The 20,470-nt window shown below is 44.6% G+C and carries 18 protein-coding genes; 16 read left to right on the top strand and 2 right to left on the bottom strand.

Features of this window, described 5'->3' with window-relative positions:
* From MED222_RS02520 to purF, 8 genes are all read left to right on the top strand, one after another.
* The coding region (locus MED222_RS02520; RefSeq protein ID WP_009848685.1) for an aspartate-semialdehyde dehydrogenase at nucleotides 1-898 on the top strand (898 nt) is incomplete at its 5' end.
* A gap of 209 nt (nucleotides 899-1,107) precedes the next feature.
* Entirely contained in the window at nucleotides 1,108-5,958 is a 4,851-nt protein-coding gene (locus tag MED222_RS02525) for a FimV/HubP family polar landmark protein (protein ID WP_009848684.1), read from the top strand.
* Between the two features lie 194 nt (nucleotides 5,959-6,152).
* The gene (gene truA, locus MED222_RS02530; RefSeq protein ID WP_009848683.1) at nucleotides 6,153-6,947 is read left to right on the top strand and encodes a tRNA pseudouridine(38-40) synthase TruA; all 795 of its coding nucleotides are present in this window, start codon (nucleotides 6,153-6,155) and stop codon (nucleotides 6,945-6,947) included.
* Between the two features lie 175 nt (nucleotides 6,948-7,122).
* Nucleotides 7,123-8,049 carry an acetyl-CoA carboxylase, carboxyltransferase subunit beta gene (gene accD / locus MED222_RS02540; protein ID WP_009848681.1) on the top strand — a complete coding sequence of 309 codons (927 nt, stop codon included), beginning with the start codon at nucleotides 7,123-7,125 and terminating at the stop codon, nucleotides 8,047-8,049.
* 42 nt (nucleotides 8,050-8,091) lie between these two features.
* Nucleotides 8,092-9,354: a bifunctional tetrahydrofolate synthase/dihydrofolate synthase gene (gene folC, locus MED222_RS02545; RefSeq protein ID WP_009848680.1), complete on the top strand. Its 1,263-nt coding sequence runs from the start codon at nucleotides 8,092-8,094 to the stop codon at nucleotides 9,352-9,354.
* On the top strand, nucleotides 9,355-9,930 hold the full coding sequence (locus MED222_RS02550; protein ID WP_009848679.1) for an SPOR domain-containing protein: 576 nt from the start codon (nucleotides 9,355-9,357) through the stop codon (nucleotides 9,928-9,930).
* Nucleotides 9,931-9,991: 61 nt separating this feature from the next.
* On the top strand, nucleotides 9,992-10,483 hold the full coding sequence (locus MED222_RS02555; RefSeq protein WP_009848678.1) for a CvpA family protein: 492 nt from the start codon (nucleotides 9,992-9,994) through the stop codon (nucleotides 10,481-10,483).
* A gap of 33 nt (nucleotides 10,484-10,516) precedes the next feature.
* Nucleotides 10,517-12,031 (top strand): amidophosphoribosyltransferase, encoded by a 1,515-nt coding sequence (gene purF / locus MED222_RS02560; protein WP_009848677.1) that lies wholly within the window; start codon nucleotides 10,517-10,519, stop codon nucleotides 12,029-12,031.
* Between the two features lie 77 nt (nucleotides 12,032-12,108).
* Here purF and MED222_RS02565 read toward each other — a convergent pair whose 3' ends face one another.
* Entirely contained in the window at nucleotides 12,109-12,984 is an 876-nt protein-coding gene (locus tag MED222_RS02565) for a LysR family transcriptional regulator (RefSeq protein ID WP_004734167.1), read from the bottom strand.
* Between the two features lie 228 nt (nucleotides 12,985-13,212).
* Here MED222_RS02565 and MED222_RS02570 point away from each other — a divergent pair, with 228 nt between their 5' ends.
* From MED222_RS02570 to recR, 7 genes are all read left to right on the top strand, one after another.
* The gene (locus MED222_RS02570) at nucleotides 13,213-14,316 is read left to right on the top strand and encodes a response regulator (protein WP_009848676.1); all 1,104 of its coding nucleotides are present in this window, start codon (nucleotides 13,213-13,215) and stop codon (nucleotides 14,314-14,316) included.
* A 148-nt stretch (nucleotides 14,317-14,464) separates the two neighbouring features.
* Nucleotides 14,465-14,602 (top strand): hypothetical protein, encoded by a 138-nt coding sequence (locus MED222_RS22545; protein WP_004734169.1) that lies wholly within the window; start codon nucleotides 14,465-14,467, stop codon nucleotides 14,600-14,602.
* A 74-nt stretch (nucleotides 14,603-14,676) separates the two neighbouring features.
* On the top strand, nucleotides 14,677-15,048 hold the full coding sequence (locus tag MED222_RS21630; RefSeq protein WP_029223120.1) for a YbaN family protein: 372 nt from the start codon (nucleotides 14,677-14,679) through the stop codon (nucleotides 15,046-15,048).
* 161 nt (nucleotides 15,049-15,209) lie between these two features.
* On the top strand, nucleotides 15,210-15,755 hold the full coding sequence (gene apt / locus MED222_RS02580) for an adenine phosphoribosyltransferase (RefSeq protein WP_004734171.1): 546 nt from the start codon (nucleotides 15,210-15,212) through the stop codon (nucleotides 15,753-15,755).
* 18 nt (nucleotides 15,756-15,773) lie between these two features.
* Nucleotides 15,774-18,050: a DNA polymerase III subunit gamma/tau gene (gene dnaX, locus MED222_RS02585; protein ID WP_009848673.1), complete on the top strand. Its 2,277-nt coding sequence runs from the start codon at nucleotides 15,774-15,776 to the stop codon at nucleotides 18,048-18,050.
* Nucleotides 18,051-18,202: 152 nt separating this feature from the next.
* On the top strand, nucleotides 18,203-18,532 hold the full coding sequence (locus tag MED222_RS02590; RefSeq protein ID WP_009848672.1) for a YbaB/EbfC family nucleoid-associated protein: 330 nt from the start codon (nucleotides 18,203-18,205) through the stop codon (nucleotides 18,530-18,532).
* Between the two features lie 78 nt (nucleotides 18,533-18,610).
* Complete coding sequence (gene recR, locus MED222_RS02595; protein WP_004734155.1) at nucleotides 18,611-19,210, top strand: recombination mediator RecR; 600 nt, start codon at nucleotides 18,611-18,613, stop codon at nucleotides 19,208-19,210.
* Nucleotides 19,211-19,292: 82 nt separating this feature from the next.
* On the opposite strand, the gene aqpZ is transcribed toward recR, so the two are convergent.
* Nucleotides 19,293-19,982, bottom strand: a complete 690-nt coding sequence (gene aqpZ, locus MED222_RS02600; RefSeq protein WP_017099207.1) for an aquaporin Z — start codon at nucleotides 19,980-19,982, stop codon at nucleotides 19,293-19,295.
* A gap of 258 nt (nucleotides 19,983-20,240) precedes the next feature.
* Here aqpZ and MED222_RS02605 point away from each other — a divergent pair, with 258 nt between their 5' ends.
* A complete protein-coding gene (locus MED222_RS02605; protein ID WP_009848670.1) occupies nucleotides 20,241-20,465 on the top strand; it encodes a hypothetical protein in 225 nt (74 codons plus the stop codon).
* Nucleotides 20,466-20,470: the final 5 nt, after the last annotated feature.

Raw genomic sequence — 20,470 nt, 5'->3', positions numbered from 1 at the left:
TGAACGTAGTGAAGGCAAAACTTCCCGTTTTAACGGCAAAACAATACAAGTACAAAACGTAGAAGACTTCGATTGGTCTCAAGTACATATTGCGTTTTTCTCTGCAGGTAGCGAGCTTTCAGAACGTTGGGCTCCAATCGCCGCTGACGAAGGTGTGGTTGTTATCGATAACACCTCACGTTTCCGTTACGAATACGATGTTCCTCTAGTTGTGCCTGAAGTGAACCCTGAAGCGATTGCTGAGTTCCGTAACCGCAACATCATTGCGAACCCGAACTGTTCTACTATTCAGATGGTAGTAGCACTTAAACCGATTCACGATGAAGTGGGTCTTGAGCGTATTAACGTTTCAACTTACCAATCTGTGTCTGGTGCAGGTAAGCCGGGTATCGATGAGCTAGCAGGTCAAACGGCTAAGCTTCTTAACGGTATGCCAGCTGACAAGTCAGCGTTCTCACAGCAGATCGCGTTCAACTGTATTCCTCAAATTGATGAATTTACAGAGAACGGCTACACACGTGAAGAAATGAAGATGGTTTGGGAAACTCAAAAGATCTTTGCTGATTCATCAATCACGGTTAACCCGACTTGTGTTCGCGTACCAGTATTCTACGGTCACGCAGAGTCTCTACACATTGAAACTCGCGCGCCAATCGGTGCAGAGCAAGTGGTTCAGCTTCTAGAGAACACGGAAGGCGTAGAAGTTTTCCAAGCTCTAGATTTCCCAACTCAGGTTCGTGATGCTGGTGGTAAAGACCACGTAATGGTTGGTCGTATTCGTAACGACATCAGCCATCACAGCGGTGTGAACATGTGGGTTGTCGCTGATAACGTTCGTAAAGGCGCAGCAACAAACGCAGTTCAAATCGCTGAAGTTCTGATTCGCGATTACTTCTAAGCTTCACTGCTTTGATAAACAAGCCTCACTCTTTTAGTGGGGCTTTTTTAATCGATTGAAAATATTGTTAGTCAAATTGTGTGAAATTGCTGCGAATATTGTCGCTGCAACACATTTTTTGTTTTCATCTCTATAGCTTTACGTCGTTTATCCGATATATTTAACAGTTCATCAATTTATTCGAATTTAAGCACCTAGCTGAGCCTTTTATGTTTCAATTTTTCAAGCCGTGGTTAATGCCTTTTGCCATTCTCATGGCGACTCAGATTTCCGTTGTTCGTGCAGATTCCATTCGAGTTGTAGGGCCTAATGGCCAGATACAATCAGCGCCTACGTTTTCCGAACCTCTTCAAAGAGCACAATTGAATCGTGCTGGGCCTTCTCGTTTTTACGGCCCAACTTTGGGGTCGGAAACATTGTGGTCAATTGCCTCAAAGTTACGCCCTGATAATTCCGTTTCAGTTCAGCAAACCTTGTTGGCTATTTATCGTCTAAATCCACAAGCGTTTGAAAACCAGAATATCCACAGCTTGCTGCCTGCCAGTAATTTACGAGTGCCTTCTTTAGAGCAAGCACGTGCAAGTTCTACACAGCAAGCCGTTAACATCATGAATACGCACCTTGCTAAGCTCGATGCTCCTGCAAGTAAGCCTGTCGCTTCAAAACCAAAAGCGTCGAGTTCTGATGCAAAAAATGTTGCTCTTGCTAAGCAAGTAAGCACTACTGAAGCCGCTAAAAAGCCATTGTCTCCAACTCAATCATCTCAAGCTCAATCGGCTCCAACCCGAGAGGTGAATAAGTTAGAGAAACAGCTAGAGCTTTCAGAAACTGAGCTATTGTCACTTGAAGAGAAAAACCATCAACTTCGTCTGATGTTGTCGAATGTTCAATTGGAAGTGGATGAGCTAAAAACAGAACTTAGTGATGAAGACCGCATTCGTAGCGAAGTGGAAAAGCTGCTTGATGAAGAGCGTAGAAAGAACGCTGAGATTGCAAAAATGGCTCCAAGTGCCATGGATCAATTGTTATCAAATGGCTGGTTAGTTACTGCTCTTGCGGTTATTCCAGGCCTTCTACTTGGTCTTATCATAGTGATTTTGTTGGGGCGCAGTTCTAAAAATGATGAGCAGCAGCCGACACAAGACCAACCAATTCAATCAGATGCAAGTAGCGTCGCGCCTATCGCTTTAGGCGACGAGATGGACGACTTTGATAATGAATTGTCTTTAGACGATGAACAATTTGGCAATGAAGATGATGCTGATAAGTTATTTGATGACCAAGCATCGCCTGAAGAAGATGTATTTGCAGGTTTAGATGATTCTGATCTCGATTTTAATCTCGATGATGACGATGATGACCCATTTGCGAGTATTGGCGAAAATGGTGACTTAGACACTAACTTCGATGATCTGGAGTTAGACAGCAGCAACGGCATTAGTGTCAATGGCGATGACAAGGCGCTTGGTCTTGAAGAGATGGAGCGTGCACTCGATAAAACATCAGAAAGCGAACTCGGTTCTGATGAGGCCGATTTTGATCTTTCAGATGATAACTCAATGTCGAATGAAGATATTGAATCGCTACTATCACAGGATTCTGAGACTGAAGATCTAGGCTCTAACGAACTAGACCAATCTCTATTAGATGATCTATTTGCGCTTGATGATGAAGATGATGATAGCTTCGATATTGATGCTTTAATCTCAGAAGAGCAAAGTGATTCGATTTCTAATACCGACACATCAGCAACCGATGATTTTGACATTGATGCGCTTATCTCTGAACAACAGAGCGATACTGCACCTGCGGGCGTGAGCAACGATGAATTTGATATTGATGACATCTTCGCTCAGGTTGCGGCTCAGAACGATCAAGTCAATGAGCCTGTGAATCTCGATAATGATGACGAGGTTGCTGAGAATCTAAACAGCGCTTTGGCGTCTGATGATGATATCGATAACATCCTTTCTCAGTTTGATCTGCCAACCGAAAGTGAAGAAACTCAAGGCAGTGTCGACCTGCTCGATGAGCAATTGACAGGGGATGATGTTGATCTCAGTAATTCAACAGATCTCCTAGATGATATGTTGGAAGATGAATCGGATGATGATTCTGAGAGTGATCCTCTAGGTTTTGACTCATTATCTGAACTCGAAGAACTCTCAGGCTTGTCGACCGATGATGAGCTAGATATTTCGGAAGACAGTACTGAAACCTTGGATGAGTTGATTGATGATTCTGATGATGACTTTGAACTCGATGCCGAGAGCACAGACTTACTAGATGATTTTCTAGACGAAGACGCCAATGATGCTCAAGTTGCCGTCGAAGGTGACGAGACGTTAGATGAACTGCTAGGTAATGATCTATCAGTCGGTGAAACCGATGAACAAGATTCAGACTCTTTAGACCCATTTGATGATCTACTGACAAGTGGCATTGAAGACGAACTTGAACCTGAAGAGAAGGCGTTTGATAAAGAGTTAGACGAAGCCTTTGGTTTTGACAACGCCAGCGATGAGTCCGAAAAGGATTCAGACGTCGAACTTACTCCGTTAACCTCAGAAACACCTGAAGCTGAGTCTGAGCAAGCATCGGACATTAGTGCAACACCACAAGCTGAAGTCATTAGTGATGAATCGTTAGATTCGGAAGTGATTCAAGACAGTGCAGACGTTAAGCCAGAAAATAATGAAGCCTTTAATCGTGATGACTTTATCGATGATTTGTTCGGTGTCGCACCGGCAACAGATGCTTTACTTGATGACTCGCTAGAAACAACAGACGAAGCATTGATTGATGAGTTAATGACTTCTGATGACAATGATTTATTGCCAGCGACAGAAGAGCCTGTTGAGTCATTAATTGAAAATGCGGTTGAACCAGAGCAAGCGTCTCTTTCAGACAGCAACGAAGTGTCAGCGGAAAAAATAGTATCCGCTGAAGAAACCGCATCATCGGTTGAAGATGATGAACTGGATATCGACTCACTGCTCTCTGAGAATTCTGATTTTGACAAACCAGTTTTTGAAGAGCGAGTTCAAGAAGAAACTGTACAACAAGAAGCAGAACCAGAGCCGAAAGAAGCCGACGCCCAAGAACAGCGTGAAGACATCGCTGCTAGTTATGAAGAGCAAGTATCGCCATCGTCTTTAAATGATCTCTCTGAAGATGATGAAGAGACGGTTGAAGACTGGTTAGCCGAAGCTATAGACGATGTAGAGTCGCCTGCGAATGTTGCCTCTGATTTTGACTTTGAACCGAAAATCCAAGGTAGCGATCAGTTTGAAGATGTCGTTGAATCCTTGCCAGAGCCAGAGCCAGAGCCAGAGCCAGAGCCAGAGCCAGAGCCAGAGCCAGAGCCAGAGCCAGAGCCAGTTCGTGCTGCACATATGCCAGAGATCGTTCCAAATGAATTCGGTGTGCCAGAAGACGATGATTGGCTGATTGAAGATGATACGGCTCAACAAGAAACATTGGCACAAGTTGATGAAGTAGCGGAAGAGCCTGTGGTTCCTGCTGTTGAACCTCAGTTAGACCATGAACCGCAAGTTGAAGCTGCACAACAAGTTGAAACCGAACTTCAAGTAGAAGCAACGGAACAAGCTGAAGCGGTAGATCAAGAAGGCGAAGATGAGTTCTCGATTGATGATTTTGATCTTCCAGAGTTTGGTGAAGAAGATGCCTTGGCAGAAGCGGATGCTGAAGTAACAACGGAGTCAGAAGTCCCTATTGTTGATGCTCAATTAGACCCAGAATCAGAATCAACACCTGAGCCTCAAGCTGAAACGGCTCCTCAAGTTGAAGAAACGAAACAAGCAGAAATTTTAGGGCAAGAAGGCGAAGACGAGTTCTCGTTTGATGATTTAGAGCTTCCAGAGTTTGGCGAAGAAGATGCGTTGGCGGAAGTGGTTAGCGAACCGGATGAAGCGCAGTTAGAGCAAGATCTTGCTCCAGAGTCCGAAAAGTTTGAGTTCGATGACCTTGACCTGCCTGAATACGATGAAGAGAGCGCAAAAGCGGATTCAGTCTTAGATGACATCGAACAAAGCAGTGGTGAGCCTGTAGCGGAAGAGCAAGGCGTAGAGCTCGATGAGTTTGATTTGCCGGAATACGGTGAAGACGAAGCTATCTCCGATGCGTTTGCTGAGAAACCAACGCCACTGACTTCTTTCAGCCCACAGGGTGAAGAACAAGATGCGCTGCATGATTTATTTTCAAACCCGCAGAGTTTTAGTCATGGTGATGACTTCTCGGATACAGAAGATTTCTCAGACGCAGAAGGCTTCCCAGGTGCAGAAGAGTCTGATTTGACTAGTTTCACACAACCTGATGAATCACTCGATTCTCCGTCAGAATTAAGCCCGGTACCTTCTGAGTTAAGCTCAGTGCCTACAACAGTTCAAGACGATCTGTTAGAAGGTTTTGAGGATTTTGATGAGACAGCATTAGCTGAATTACTTTCTGAAGATGTTCAAGACTCTGTCGACAGCATGTTCGACAAGCCACTGGATGCTACATCGATTGATAGTGCAGGGCTCGATATTGACGCCATGCTTGAAGTTGGCGGCGAAGACTGGAAAGGCTTCAACCTAGCTCCTGAGCAGCAATCTAGCATGCATAATGATGTGCCTGATGATCAACAGGAGATTTGGGCGTCGGCAGATCAACAAGCTGAACCAAAAATCAAACAAGAGAATTGGGCTCAACAAGACAACTTAACCGAGTCAGATAAAGGTCGTGATAAGCAATACATGACGATTGATGAGCTGATGGCTCAAGTTGAGCAAGAAGGCGAAGACGCGATTAATCCAGATGACGAAGAGTTGAAGCTAGATGTTGGCCTAAATGAATTCCCAGACGTTATCGGTGACATTGGTAATTACGATGTCGATAGCAACGCAGAAGCCGCTGGTAAGCTCGATTTGGCTAAAATCTACATCGAGATGAGTGACTCACAAGGTGCAATTAAGCTTCTAGAAGAGGCTATCGTTGACGGCAGTGATGATATTCGTCGAGAGGCAAAGAATCTTATCGATACGTTAAACGGTCGATAAATTCAAAAAATTATAAAGGGTAGCGTTGGCTACCCTTTATTTTAGGGCGATACAGTTAGCGTCTATTTTATTTAGCTTGCTAAAACCACCGTCTAGGCGGTAGTGATTGTTTATTGAAGTTTTAGCCCCATCCTATTTGGGCTAGCACTCATTTCCGTATATACTTCTCGCCCATTTTCAAAGAGAACAAGAACATGAAAATTGCTTTAGGTATTGAATATAACGGTACCCACTACTTTGGTTGGCAGCGCCAACGAGACGTGAAAAGTGTCCAAGAAGAATTGGAAAAGGCTCTTTCAGTTGTCGCGAATCACCCTGTAGAAGTTATGTGTGCTGGTCGCACAGATGCCGGTGTCCACGGTACGGGACAAGTCGTTCACTTTGAAACTAATGTCGATCGTAAAATGGTTGCATGGACAATGGGCGCAAATGCCAACATGCCAAAAGATATTGCCGTTCGTTGGGCAACAGAAGTGAATGAGGATTTCCATGCTCGTTTTTCTGCAACAGCACGCCGTTATCGCTACATTATCTTTAACCATGCTCTACGTCCTGGCATTTTGAATTCAGGTGTGAGCCATTACCATGGTCACCTTGATGAGAAAAAGATGCATGAAGCGGGTCAGTACTTACTTGGTGAGAATGACTTTACTTCGTTCAGGGCAACACATTGTCAATCTCGTAGCCCATGGAGAAACATGATTCACTTAAACGTGACTCGTCATGGGCATTACATAGTGATCGATATTAAAGCGAATGCGTTTGTTCACCATATGGTGAGGAATATTACTGGTAGCCTAATTGCGGTAGGTAAAGGTGATCAAAAACCAGAGTGGATTCAGTGGCTTTTAGAGGCTAAAGATCGAAAAGTGGCAGGCGCGACAGCGAAAGCGGAAGGCTTATACTTAGTAGATGTTGATTATCCTGAACATTTTGGACTACCAAGAGAGCCTATTGGCCCTCTATTTTTGCCGGATAATTTGAACTAAATGTGAGACTTAGGTTCAAAAAATATTACGGTTTCGTGCGTAAAATAGTCACGGAAAATAGGTACAACCAGTTTTTTATCTACAGTCGCTGTTTTATGTGCTTTAATTCCCGGCATAATTCCCAAATTTATTTCTTTCGCAATCAAGCGGAGGAATCGAAACAAAAAGGTCTTCCATGAGTTGGCTTGAAAAGATTTTAGAAAAAAGCAACATCGTAACATCTCGTAAAGCGTCAATCCCTGAGGGTGTTTGGACTAAATGTACTTCTTGTGAGCAGGTTCTTTACCATGCTGAACTAGAGCGTAACCTAGAAGTATGTCCAAAATGTGACCATCACATGCGTATGAAAGCACGTCGCCGTCTGGATACATTCCTAGACAAAGGTGAGCGTGTTGAACTAGGTACTGATCTTGAGCCACAAGACAAGCTGAAGTTTAAAGACTCTAAGCGTTACAAAGAACGTATCTCTGTTGCTCAAAAGAACAGTGGTGAAACAGACGCATTAGTTGCAATGAAAGGCGAACTGCTTGGTTTACCTATCGTTGCGTGTGCTTTTGAGTTCTCATTTATGGGCGGCTCAATGGGTTCTGTTGTTGGTGCTCGTTTTGTGAAAGCGGTAGATGCAGCTATTGAGAACAACTGTGGTTTAGTTTGTTTCTCGGCAAGTGGTGGTGCTCGTATGCAAGAGGCATTGATGTCTCTCATGCAAATGGCAAAAACCAGTGCTGCTCTAGAGCGTCTATCTGCGAAAGGCCTACCGTTTGTTTCAGTAATGACTGATCCAACAATGGGTGGCGTTTCTGCAAGTTTAGCAATGCTTGGCGATATCAATATCGGTGAACCAAAAGCGCTTATCGGTTTTGCTGGACGTCGTGTAATCGAGCAAACTGTACGTGAAGACCTTCCTGAAGGTTTCCAACGCAGTGAGTTCCTACTAGACCACGGTGCTATCGACATGATCGTTGACCGTCGTGAGATGCGTCAGCGCGTTGCAAGCCTTGTTGCTAAAATGACCAATCAGCCTTCACCATTAGTAGTTTCTGTGAACGATTCACCGAATGAAGCTGCTTATGAAGTACCAGAAGCGCCAGAAAAAGGGTAAAGTACCTTCTAACAAACCTACTTAATTATGGTTATGAGTTAGATGAGTCAACAACCTATTCCTCAAGCCACATCCTCTTTGGAGATGTGGCTTGATTATTTATCAAACATCCACACAAGCGCTATTGATCTTGGTTTAGACCGAGTTCAAGCTGTCGCCTCTAAGGCAAACCTCACCAAACCTGCTCAACATGTTATTACTGTTGCTGGAACCAACGGCAAGGGTTCAACATGTGCACTCATGGAAGCTATTCTATTGGATGCTGGTTACTCTGTTGGTGTCTACAGCTCCCCTCACTTAATTCGCTACAACGAACGTGTTCGTATCAATGGCAAAGATCTGTCTGATCAAAAAATGGTTCAGTCTTTCGATTTCATTGAGAAAGAACGTGGTGAAATCAGCCTTAGCTTTTTTGAATATGGCACTTTAGCAGCGTTACGTGCTTTTCAAACCGAAGCGGTTGACGTTGTATTGTTAGAAGTGGGTCTAGGCGGACGTTTAGACGCGACCAATATCGTTGAGCATGACGTTTCTGTGATTACTAGCTTGGCTGTCGACCATGTTGACTGGCTAGGTGATGACATTAATGTGATCGGTTTTGAGAAAGCGGGCATTTATCGTAGCGGTAAACCAGCTATCTGTGGTCAACCCAAACCACCAGCTACGGTTGCGGCACACGCTGATGATATTAACGCTGAGTTCTACCAAGTAGGGATTCAATACACCTATGATGTAGATGGTGATACTTGGAACTGGCGCAGTGGTGCATTCCAGTTAGAATCGCTACCTATCCCGAGCTTACCGCTGCCGAACGCAGCCACCGCGCTGATGGCATTAGGTACTTCAGAACTAAGCATTAGTGATGTGAACGTTGTTAACGGTATGAAGAATGCGCAGCTTCCTGGGCGTATGCAGCAAATTAGCGAACAACCGGTGATTGTGCTTGATGTAGCACACAACCCGCATTCTGCTGAGTACTTTGCGCAGCAAGTCGCGAAGAAGTACGCAGGCAAAAATTTACACGTTGTAGTCGCCATGCTTCATGACAAAGATATCCCCGCGACATTGGAAGTATTAGCTCCAATAACAACACATTGGTACCCAGCTTCGCTGAACGGCCCACGAGCCGCAACAGCCGCTGAATTGTGTCAAAGCTTACCTGAAGGTGTAGAGCAGTATTCAAACCCTGTTGTAGCGTTTGAAGCGGCTTTAGCTTCTGTTATAGATGACGATGTTGTGTTGGTTGTCGGTTCTTTCCATACCGTGGGTGAAGTGTTGGAGCATTGGCAGAAAAAAGGAAACTAAATGGCAAGTAAATTCCAAAGCCGATTAGTCGGCACCATCATTTTAGTGGCCATTGGCGTGATTGTATTGCCCGATGTGCTGGATGGTAAGAAGCTCCACTATAAAGAAGAGTTTGCAAGCATTCCGATTAAGCCTGAGCTTGATAGTAATGTTGAAGTGTTTGAAGTGCTCGATCCTGTTGAAGATCAGATTGCACTGCCGGACTCTCCGGTTGAGCAAGTGGTTGACAGTGGTCGTACTGATAAGTCAAATACGCAAACTGCGTCGGCTTCCAGTAACAAAGAAGCGGATAAAGTGGCGGTGGTGGTTAAGCCGGTATCTGAAAAAAATGAATACCAAGACAGTGCTTGGATTATTCAATTGATGGCTTTGAAGAATGCTGACAACGCAAAAAACGTTGTTAAGGATTTACAGAAGCGTGGTTATCAGGCTCATACCAAGCAAGAAAAAACATTTACGCGAGTAATTATTGGCCCGGATGTTTCTAAATCCAAACTTGAGCGACAAATTAAGGAATTAGAAAAAATTACGGGTTCAAAAGGCCAATTGCTCAAATTTAAACCGTTAAATCCATAAGAAAACGTTTGCGTCAGCATTTTTTCTGTTAAAATGCGCGCCAACTTAAGATGAAGAATTCATGAATTGGTTAGATTTTGTCATTTTAGGCGTGATCGGCTTCTCTGCCGTGATCAGTTTAGTTCGCGGTTTCGCTAAAGAAGCGTTGTCACTTGTTATTTGGTTTGGAGCATTTTTTATTGCTAGCCAGTACTACGCTAAATTAGCAATGTACTTCACCAATATTGAAGATGAGATGTTTCGAAACGGAACTGCGATAGCAGCATTGTTTGTTGCAACGTTAGTTGTTGGTGCCTTAGTTAACTATGTCATCGGGCAACTAGTTCAGAAAACAGGCCTGTCGGGTACAGACAGAATCCTCGGTGTCGTCTTTGGTGGCTTACGTGGTGTTTTGATTGTTTCTGCAGTGTTGTTTTTCATGGATGCGTTTACTGCATTCCCAAGTTCTGAGTGGTGGAAGAATTCGCAATTGGTTCCGGAGTTTAGCCGAATCATTGCGCCGTTCTTCGAGCATTTACAAGCAACATCTAGTTTCTTATCTGGCGCGCTCTAGCGCCAGTTAATGTCGAAAATCGAGGATTAGGACATGTGTGGTATTGTTGGAATCGTGGGTTCAACACCTGTAAACCAGTCTATTTATGACGCTTTAACGGTATTGCAGCATCGTGGCCAAGATGCCGCAGGTATTTGTACCATAGAAAGCAATCGTTTTCGTCTGCGTAAGGCGAACGGTTTAGTTAAAGATGTTTTTGAAGCAAAACACATGCAGCGCCTCCAAGGTAACGTGGGTATTGGTCATGTTCGTTATCCTACAGCGGGAAGTTCGAGTGCTTCTGAAGCTCAACCTTTCTACGTAAACTCTCCATTTGGCATCACGCTGGCGCACAACGGTAACCTAACGAATGCAAGCGAAGTTCGTGAGAAGTTGTTCGAAAAAGACCGCCGTCATGTCAACACAACCTCTGACTCTGAAGTTCTACTAAACGTATTGGCTCATGAGATCGATACCGTAAAAGGTAACGTGACTTCAGACGACGTTTTCCGCGCAGTTGCAAACGTGCACCGCACTATTCGTGGTGCTTACGCAGTGACAGCGATGATCATCGGACACGGCATGATCGCATTCCGTGACCCACATGGTATTCGTCCACTGTGTCTTGGTAAGCGTGAAATTAACGGTAAAACAGAGTACATGGTTGCGTCTGAGTCAGTAGCGTTAGACGCTGTTGGTTTTGATTTTATGCGCGATGTTGCTCCTGGTGAAGCTATCTATGCAACATTCGATGGTAAGCTTTTCACTAAACAATGCGCAGACAACCCACAACTAAACCCATGTATTTTCGAGTTTGTTTATTTTGCTCGTCCTGATTCATTCATCGATAAAATTTCGGTTTACAGCGCACGGGTTGAGATGGGTGAGATGTTAGGTAAGCGTATTAAAGAAGAGTACGCAGACCTAGACATTGACGTGGTTATTCCAATTCCTGAAACATCAAATGATATTGCTCTACGAATTGCTCAAGCGATTGATAAGCCATATCGTCAAGGTTTCGTGAAAAACCGTTACGTTGGCCGCACGTTTATCATGCCTGGTCAGCAACAACGTAAGAAGTCGGTTCGCCGTAAACTCAACGCGATTCGTTCTGAGTTTAAAGGTAAGAACGTTCTACTGGTTGATGACTCGATTGTTCGTGGTACAACATCAGAGCAGATCATTGAGATGGCTCGTGATTCTGGTGCAAACAAAGTCTTCATGGTTTCTGCCGCTCCGGAGGTTCGCTTCCCGAACGTTTACGGCATTGATATGCCGAGCGCGACTGAGTTAATTGCTCATGGTCGTGATAACGAAACGATTTGTAAGCAGATTGGTGCAGATGCTTTGATTTTCCAAACGTTACCAGACTTAATCTCTGCAGTTGGTATGGGTAATCAAGACATCTCTCGTTTTGATACATCCGTATTCAACGGTGAGTATGTAACGGGCGATATCGACCAAGCGTACCTAGATTTCCTAGACTCTTTACGTAATGACGATTCAAAGGTTGAGCGTGAAATCCAACAAGATCTCGCGAACCTAGAGCTACATAACGAAGGCGCTTAGCGTACTCATAAAAATGAGTAATAAAAAACCAGAGCATCGACTCTGGTTTTTTTGTTTGCTGGGAAGGGGATTGAATCTTAGTGAATGTGGTATGCGATCACAAAATCGATAAACAATCTAACCTTCTCTGGCAGGTGGTCTTTGTGGTTGTAAAGCATGTAAATATCACGAGGGTTAGCGCTCCAGTCCTCTAAGACTTGCACTAAGCTGCCATCTTCAATGTATTCGCGGATCATAACGTCGGGCATTAGGGTGATACCAAGGCCTTCTGAACATGCTTGTCTCACGACATTGAGCGCATTCGCGTTGAAACGGCCTTTCTCGCTATTCACCACAGTCTCTTCATTTGAATTACTCAGCTGCCACTTAATCAGCGGATAGCCTTTAAGTAGCGAATGATTCGCGAGCTCTTCTGCATGACTTGGTGCCGGGTTCTTCGCTAGGTAGTCAGGACTTGCGATAAGAATATCTTTTACTTCACTGATTTTTCGAGCGATTAGGCTTGAATCACGTTGTGGACCTACTCTGAAAATCACGTCCCACTCGGTTGGATCAAGCTGATCGGCTTGGTTGTTCATCATCAGCTCAATATTAATATCAGGATATTGAGTCATGAATTCACTGAACATCGGCATCATCATGCGCTTGGTCAGGTTTGAGGGTGCCGTAATGCGAATCTTACCGGAAGCTCCTTTACAAACGTCAGTCAGTTCTTCTGCAGTAGAAGATAGACGTTGCAGTAACGGAGAGCATTCGTTGAAGAAACGTTCGCCTGCCTCTGTTAAAGAGAGTTTACGCGCGTGTCTATTGAGAAGTCTTAGGTTTAGTGAATCTTCTAAGGCTTGGATGCGTCGTGTAATGGTCGCAACCGGAATCATAGTCTTGCGTGATGTTGCGGTGTAGCTCCCATTTTCAACGACAAGTCGAAAGAGGTTTAAATCATCTAATTTCATAAATCCAGACACATTTGTTTACAATCTCATCTAATTTATACGTAATAGTGAGATCAATGTTTGCGTTACGTCAATTCGTTGCACTATTTACCAGTATTCCAACCCTTGTCACGAATTTCCAGTAAAGAGTACGTATTTGTGTATTTAGCAATTTGTTACTAAGTTTTATATTAGTTCTTGGAACAGATAACAATAATAATTCGACTTAGTTTTGTGAGGTTAGAGATTATGTACAAAACTCACAGTCAGCCAGTTATGACCTCGGCTCAGGAAGCTCTCAATCAAAAATGCGTTATGTTGGTTGATGATGATCCTATTTTTCGCCGGATAACCAGCGCGTATTTAGACAAGATTGGTTATAAAGTGGTTGAGGCTGAAAATGGGCTGGACGCTCTGCAAAAGCTTAGAGACTCAGCGCCAGATTTAATTGTGTGTGACTTATCAATGCCAATTCTGGATGGCATTGAGCTTGTAGAAGAGCTCAGTTTAGAGTATCCGTCACTGCCTATGATCGTTGTGTCTGGCACCGATGATATGTCTGATGTGGCGAAAGCATTACGATTTGGTATCAAAGACTTTTTAGTCAAACCTCTGGAGGATCACGGTCATTTAGGCAGTGCGATTGCGAATACATTAACAGATTCGTTCGATAACATTTCAGACCAACGAGATTTTTCAAGCCAATGGTTTTGCGTTGATGACGGCGGAGAGATCCCTGAAGACCAAGAGCTGCATTGGCACCTAAATCACTTGCAAGATAACCCTAGTGCGGCAAGAGACTTATTGCACGCGCTGCTTCCTGACAAAGACACACGACAAGGCTCATGGCGTTGCAGTTACCGCCTACTACAATCAACAGAGATGATGCCACTTGTGTTCGACTATGCGTGGATGATGAACGGGCAGTTTGCTTTCTACCTTGTCGATTCGTCATCTTCTGATAACGGCGGCTCAGCGGCCACATTGTTGGTGAGAGCGTTATTCCACGATTACATCAGAAATAGAAAAGATTTTAACGTTGATCTCAAAGATATCGCGGAGATTTTGGAGAAGGGGATTCGTTGCTCTAAATGTTCAACCCCGGTGAATGCTTTGTTTGGTGTTGCTGACCTTGCTGTGGGAACTATCTCTATTTTACCTGCGGGTTTAGATGGACAATGGTCAAATGGCGAATTGAATCAACATATTGCGGCGGGCGAGCGCTTGGGTGAGAACTGTAAGAAGAACTTCATTACACGGGATCTTCCGATTGAACAGGGCTGCCAGCTATCATTGAGCCTACTTGGATCGGCCAGTTTTAGTTTAGACATACACCAAGGGTCTACCGATTAACCCTATATTTCCTCGGTTTTTGTGAATAATTGATTAAGGTATAGTTGCGCAAATGGTGTGGCTATGCCTTTTTTGTTAAATGTCGATTTAGCAAAGCGGGTTTGGTTCGCCAGATACTTACCTTTACTAACAAAAACAAGAAGCAATCATGGCAGATAACAAAGACTTTCAAGACCCGTTTAATGTATTCTACTTTTTAGGATTTTTAGCCGCATTTTTAGCGATTCCATTATTACCAGCAACACTTACGTTGATCCGTGTATTCAATGGTTACGCAACATTCTAGTTAAGTTATCGTCGCCGATTGGTGATAGCTAACTCAAGGAGGCCACAATTAGCGTTCGAGTTTTAAGCCTCAATATTGCTGGTGGCCTTTGCATCTTTCTCGCAGTTTTAGGGATAGCTTTACCCGTACTGCCAACCACGCCTTTCCTCCTTCTTGCCAGTGCATGTTTCATGCGAAGCAACCCCAAAGTTCACAAATGGATGCATGAGCATAAAACGCTGGGTCCCTTGTTGAACAATTGGTATCAACACGGTGCTGTTACCAAGCAAGTAAAAACGCGTGGCGTGTTCTTTATCTTGTTAAGTTTTGCGTTATCGATCTACTTTGCCCCGATCATTTGGGTCAAGGCTTTCCTAATTTGTGTACTTGTTATTCTTCTCACATGGTTTATGCGACTTCCAACCCATGAGTTGGTTGCTGACAGCAAAGAAAATCACTACCATTAAGCCAGTGTGCCTGCTTGTATAGCGGGCGTTTATTATTTCAGCAATTTGAGTTATGACTCTCGTTGCAATGAAGTCCAATCGTACCTTTCCTTAATTCCGAGCGTTGATGTTTGATTCGTTAACGAGAGTTTGGAAAGCGGCCTAATGAAGTGCATAAGATTATGAACACAGAAAAAATCTCTCTGATCAAAGCAAGCATCAAAAGCATTCCTGATTACCCTAAAGCGGGTATTTTGTTCCGTGACGTAACAAGCTTGATGGAAGATCCTGCCGCGTACAAAGCGACAATAGACCTGTTAGTGGACACATACAAGGGCATGGGCTTTACTAAGATCGTTGGTACTGAAGCTCGTGGTTTCCTATTTGGTGCGCCTCTTGCTCTTGAGTTAGGTGTCGGCTTTATCCCTGTTCGTAAGCCGGGCAAGTTGCCTCGTCAAACTGTGGCACAATCTTATGAGCTTGAGTACGGCACTGATACGCTAGAAATTCATACCGATGCTATCGTTGAAGGCGATAAAGTGCTGATGGTTGATGACTTGTTAGCAACAGGCGGTACGATTGAAGCGACAACGAAGCTTATTCGTCAGCTTGGTGGTGTGGTAGAACACGCTGCATTTGTTATTAACCTTCCAGAAATCGGTGGTGATAAGCGCTTACAAGGCTTAGGTCTAGAAGTGTTTAGCATCTGCGAATTCGACGGTCACTAATCCTTTTCGGAATTATTCATGAGCTATCTTGCGTTAGCGCGAAAATGGCGACCAACCAAATTCAAAGAAGTGGTTGGTCAAGCCCATGTTTTAACAGCATTAGAGAATGCCCTTAGCCAAAATAGGTTGCATCACGCTTACCTATTCAGCGGTACACGAGGTGTCGGTAAAACGACCATCGGCCGTTTGTTTGCGAAGGGACTCAACTGTGAAACAGGCATTACTTCAACCCCTTGTGGTGAGTGTGCAACCTGTAAAGAGATCGATGAAGGTCGTTTTGTTGACCTGCTCGAGATCGATGCTGCCTCACGTACTAAGGTAGAAGATACCCGCGAGCTTCTGGACAATGTTCAGTACAAGCCTGCACGTGGTCGCTTCAAGGTTTACCTAATCGATGAAGTACACATGCTGTCTAGGCACAGTTTTAACGCGCTTCTAAAGACCTTAGAAGAGCCGCCTGAGTATGTGAAGTTCTTGCTCGCAACGACCGATCCACAAAAGCTTCCGGTTACGATTCTTTCACGTTGTTTGCAGTTCCATCTTAAGCCGATCAGTGTCGATAATATCCACGAGCAGCTCGATCATATTCTTGAACAAGAAAATGTGACATCTGAACCTCGTGCGCTTGGGATGATTGCTCATGCTGCTGATGGCAGTATGCGTGATGCGCTAAGCCTGAGTGACCAAGCTATCGCATTGGGTAACGGTAATGTCGTAACAGACACTGTTGCTCATATGCTTGGAACGCTGGATACAGACCAAGCGATTCACCTACTTGAAGCGATTAGCAGTAAACAGCCTCAGCAGGCGATGGCTTGTATTCAAGCTCTTGCTGAAAATGGTGTTGAGTGGGATGGATTGCTGAGTCAACTTGCGACTCAATTACACCGTTTGGCGATGTATCAAGCTCTGCCGTCTACTTTAGACAAGGCCCAGCCTGATGCTGAAAGGCTGGAACTGCTGAGCAAAACGTTAAGCCCTCAAGACATCCAACTCTACTACCAGATAGTGTTAAAAGGTCGTCAAGACTTGCCATTATCGCCAACCGCTCGTGTTGGTATTGAGATGGTGGTTCTGCGTATGTTGGCATTTAGGCCTGCTGAGCAAACTGTTGCTACGGCAATCTCGACTCAGTCGACAAGCCCAGCGCCAGCTCCTGCAGCTCAGAATCCGGTTCAGAACCAGGTTCAGAGTGTTGCTCAGCCAATGAGTCAGCCGGTGCCAGAGCCGAGACAGCCAGTTCAGTCTCCAGCGGTTTCACAGCCTCAAGTGCAACAACAGGCGCTTCAGCAGCAAGCTATACCGCAACAGTCGGCACAACAGCAACCGCAGCAGAATCAGAGCCAATATTCAGATTCGCAAGGTTACGTTGATCACTCAGGCAACCAAGGTTATCCAGAACAGGATTATCCACACAGCCAGTATGATGTACCACCTGCTTATGATGAGCGTCCAAGTTACGGTGCAGATCAGCCTCAGCTGCAACAAACGAATTATCAGGGCCAAAGTCCGGTTCAACAGCCAAGCGCTGCGCCTTCTTCTCCTCCTGTTTCGCAAGAGCAACCCGCGCGTGCAACTTCACCGGTGAGTGGTTTACGCCACCAATTGCGTTCTCAACGTAGAGGTGGTGCAGCAACAGAAAACAAAGGTTCGGCGCCAAAAAAGGCTAAAGCGACACCAGCTAAAACTTCAGTTCTTGACCGAGTTGCTCAGCAACACGGTGGTTCTGAGCGGGTGTCGCCAGCTTCTTTAACCGCCTCTTCGACAGAAAATGTGACCAACGATAATGAACCTTATCGCTGGAAACCGTCTAAACCTGTAGTGAAAGAGGTGAGCAAAGAGCTTACACCTACTCAGATCAAGCGTGCGTTAGAGCATATTAAGACACCAGAAATGGTCGATAAATTGCTTCAAGAGTCGATTGCTCAAGATGAATGGTCCGCCACGATTCAAAAGCTAGAGACAGCCAAGCTTGTTGAACAGTTAGCATTGAACTCAGTGTTTGCTAAAAACGACACATCAATCACTTTAACGTTAAGAGCGAGCCAAGCTCACTTGAATACGGATCGCGCACAGAGCGAACTATTACAGTCGCTCAATACCGTGTTAGGAGAAGAGTGTCATTTGAGTGTTGAAATCGGCGAAGGTGGAGAAACGCCACTAGAACTACGAGAAAGATTGTATCAAGGTAAGTTGAAAGACGCGTTTACCGCTTTGGAAAACGATGCCAACGTACAGTTTATTGAAAGACGTTTTGCTGCAGAACTCGACAGAGACAGCGTTCGTCCTATTTAGAACTTTTTCACGTTTAGTGACCGGCGTATCATCCCAGATAAGCAAATCTGAGAACTGAACACCGAGGGGTTGAATCACACTGTTTTAACCCCCATTTAGGCACGTATAGCTTAATTAATTTTAATAAACCAATTAGACCAGAGAGTATTAACATGTTTGGTAAAGGCGGTATGGGCAACATGATGAAGCAAGCCCAGCAAATGCAAGAGCGCATGCAAAAGCTTCAAGAAGAAATCGCAAATATGGAAGTTACAGGTGAGTCAGGTGCTGGCCTTGTAAAAGTAACGATCACTGGTAGCCACAGCGTTCGCCGTGTTGATATCGATGAAAGCCTAATGGAAGACGATAAAGAGATGCTTGAAGATCTTATCGCTGCTGCTTTCAACGATGCCGCTCGTCGCGTTGAAGAAACTCAAAAAGAGAAAATGGCTGGCGTAACTGGCGGAATGCAACTTCCACCAGGTATGAAGATGCCTTTCTAAGTAACTCATTCTTAAAGGTTAATTCTCGTAGTGGTTTGTGTTGAACTGGCCATTACTTGAAAATCAGAACGGTTATATATGCGTACCAGTCATATGCTGGAGCATTTGATGGAGGCCTTACGTTGTCTACCTGGGGTTGGCCCCAAGTCGGCGCAGCGTATGGCCTTTCATTTGTTACAGCGCGATAGAAAAGGCGGCCTGCAGTTGGCTGAAGCTCTTAGCCAAGCAATGACAGAAATTGGTCATTGTAATGAGTGCCGTACTTTTACCGAAGAAGAGACCTGCCACATTTGTACCAATCCTAAACGTCAGGATAACGGTCAAATTTGTGTAGTAGAGAGCCCTGCAGACATCGCAGCCATTGAAGCAACGGGTCAATATTCCGGTCGTTACTTTGTGCTTATGGGGCATCTTTCACCACTTGATGGTATTGGTCCAAGTGACATCGGTCTCGATGTCTTGGATTACCGCTTACGTCGTGGTGATATCACTGAAGTTATTTTAGCGACTAACCCGACAGTAGAAGGGGAGGCGACAGCACATTACATTGCTGAGCTATGTAATGCCCATGAAGTGAACGCTAGCCGTATCGCCCATGGTGTTCCTGTTGGTGGTGAGCTCGAGCTAGTGGATGGCACCACGCTTTCACACTCGTTACTCGGTCGTCATAAAATCTAAAAAGCCGCTTGGTGAACCATCACCAAGCGGCTTTTTCTTTTATGGTTCTCAAAGGTTTCTATTCCAAAACACTTCTCTGAGCTTAATCTGAACCTCTCACCGCTTTGTATATCATTGCGCCAATCACGGCACCAATAATCGGTGCAATCCAGAATAGCCATAACTGAGAAACAGCCCAATCACCAACAAATACAGCCACGCCGGTACTTCGAGCGGGGTTAACAGAGGTGTTCGTTACAGGGATACTGATAAGGTGGATTAAGGTTAAACAGAGACCAATTGCGATAGGAGCAAATCCAGCAGGTGCTTTCGAATCTGTCGCGCCCATGATCACGAATAGGAACACCATGGTCATGACCACTTCACAAACGAGTGCAGCGGTAAGTGAGTAACCGCCCGGTGAGTGTTCACCATAACCATTGGAAGCAAAGCCAGAGGCAGCTGCATCAAAGCCAGCTTGGCCTGAAGCAATCACAAATAACACGCCACCTGCGATAATACCGCCAATCACTTGGGCAATAATATAAGGTGCGACATCTTTGGCATCAAAGCGACCACCGCTCCACAGTCCAATAGTAACAGCAGGGTTGAGATGACAGCCGGATATATGGCCAATAGCAAAAGCCATGGTGAGAACGGTTAAACCAAAAGCGAGGGAAACTCCGAGTAGACCAATTCCCACATCAGGGAAAGCCGCGGCTAAGACGGCACTACCACAACCGCCTAACACCAACCAAAACGTACCAAACATTTCTGCAATATACCTATTCATAACGATCCTTATTAATCTGTACCAGTATCAACAAGATAGTTTAGATTTAGCAAGTTTGTGAAATCTTGGGCATATAAGCGACAGAAAGGGAGTGTTTTGGGTAGCAAATAGCCGACAGAGATTGCAGTGATTTTTAAACGAAATGCCATAACTGTTTAACGACAAGCTCCAGAAACTGACTAAAGTGCGATCTATTGTGTTGTTCAATAAATAAAACTGGTTGAAGATATTATTAATTCTTATTGGAGCCTGCGATTCATGAAAAAGTTAGCGATTTTAGTAGTAACGACATTATTACTCACTGCATGCGGAGGTGGTGACAGCGGTGGCGGTAGCGCTGCCACTAGTGGTGGTTCTAGCGCTCAGAAACTGAATACGGACATAGGCGTAAGTGATGCCGATATTCAAACATTGAAAGGCTACAAATTCCTATCCGTTGATGGTAAAGGATTTGAGTCTCCAAGCAATTTTAAAGCGAAGTAGTAGGA

The organism is Vibrio sp. MED222 (assembly GCF_000153005.1).
Classification (GTDB): Bacteria; Pseudomonadota; Gammaproteobacteria; order Enterobacterales; family Vibrionaceae; genus Vibrio; species Vibrio tasmaniensis_A.
Note: the sequence above shows the minus strand (reverse complement) of the source record. Positions and strands in the feature narration are given on the sequence as shown.

Coding starts and splice junctions, on each gene's coding strand:
- purF (WP_009848677.1), top strand. CDS start 10,517: ATGTGTGGTATTGTTGGAATCGTGGGTTCAACACCTGTAAACCAGTCT.
- folC (WP_009848680.1), top strand. CDS start 8,092: ATGAGTCAACAACCTATTCCTCAAGCCACATCCTCTTTGGAGATGTGG.
- accD (WP_009848681.1), top strand. CDS start 7,123: ATGAGTTGGCTTGAAAAGATTTTAGAAAAAAGCAACATCGTAACATCT.
- recR (WP_004734155.1), top strand. CDS start 18,611: ATGCGTACCAGTCATATGCTGGAGCATTTGATGGAGGCCTTACGTTGT.
- MED222_RS02525 (WP_009848684.1), top strand. CDS start 1,108: ATGTTTCAATTTTTCAAGCCGTGGTTAATGCCTTTTGCCATTCTCATG.
- MED222_RS02590 (WP_009848672.1), top strand. CDS start 18,203: ATGTTTGGTAAAGGCGGTATGGGCAACATGATGAAGCAAGCCCAGCAA.
- apt (WP_004734171.1), top strand. CDS start 15,210: ATGAACACAGAAAAAATCTCTCTGATCAAAGCAAGCATCAAAAGCATT.
- MED222_RS02605 (WP_009848670.1), top strand. CDS start 20,241: ATGAAAAAGTTAGCGATTTTAGTAGTAACGACATTATTACTCACTGCA.
- MED222_RS02570 (WP_009848676.1), top strand. CDS start 13,213: ATGTACAAAACTCACAGTCAGCCAGTTATGACCTCGGCTCAGGAAGCT.
- MED222_RS02550 (WP_009848679.1), top strand. CDS start 9,355: ATGGCAAGTAAATTCCAAAGCCGATTAGTCGGCACCATCATTTTAGTG.
- MED222_RS02565 (WP_004734167.1), bottom strand. CDS start 12,984: ATGAAATTAGATGATTTAAACCTCTTTCGACTTGTCGTTGAAAATGGG.
- aqpZ (WP_017099207.1), bottom strand. CDS start 19,982: ATGAATAGGTATATTGCAGAAATGTTTGGTACGTTTTGGTTGGTGTTA.
- MED222_RS02555 (WP_009848678.1), top strand. CDS start 9,992: ATGAATTGGTTAGATTTTGTCATTTTAGGCGTGATCGGCTTCTCTGCC.
- MED222_RS22545 (WP_004734169.1), top strand. CDS start 14,465: ATGGCAGATAACAAAGACTTTCAAGACCCGTTTAATGTATTCTACTTT.
- truA (WP_009848683.1), top strand. CDS start 6,153: ATGAAAATTGCTTTAGGTATTGAATATAACGGTACCCACTACTTTGGT.
- dnaX (WP_009848673.1), top strand. CDS start 15,774: ATGAGCTATCTTGCGTTAGCGCGAAAATGGCGACCAACCAAATTCAAA.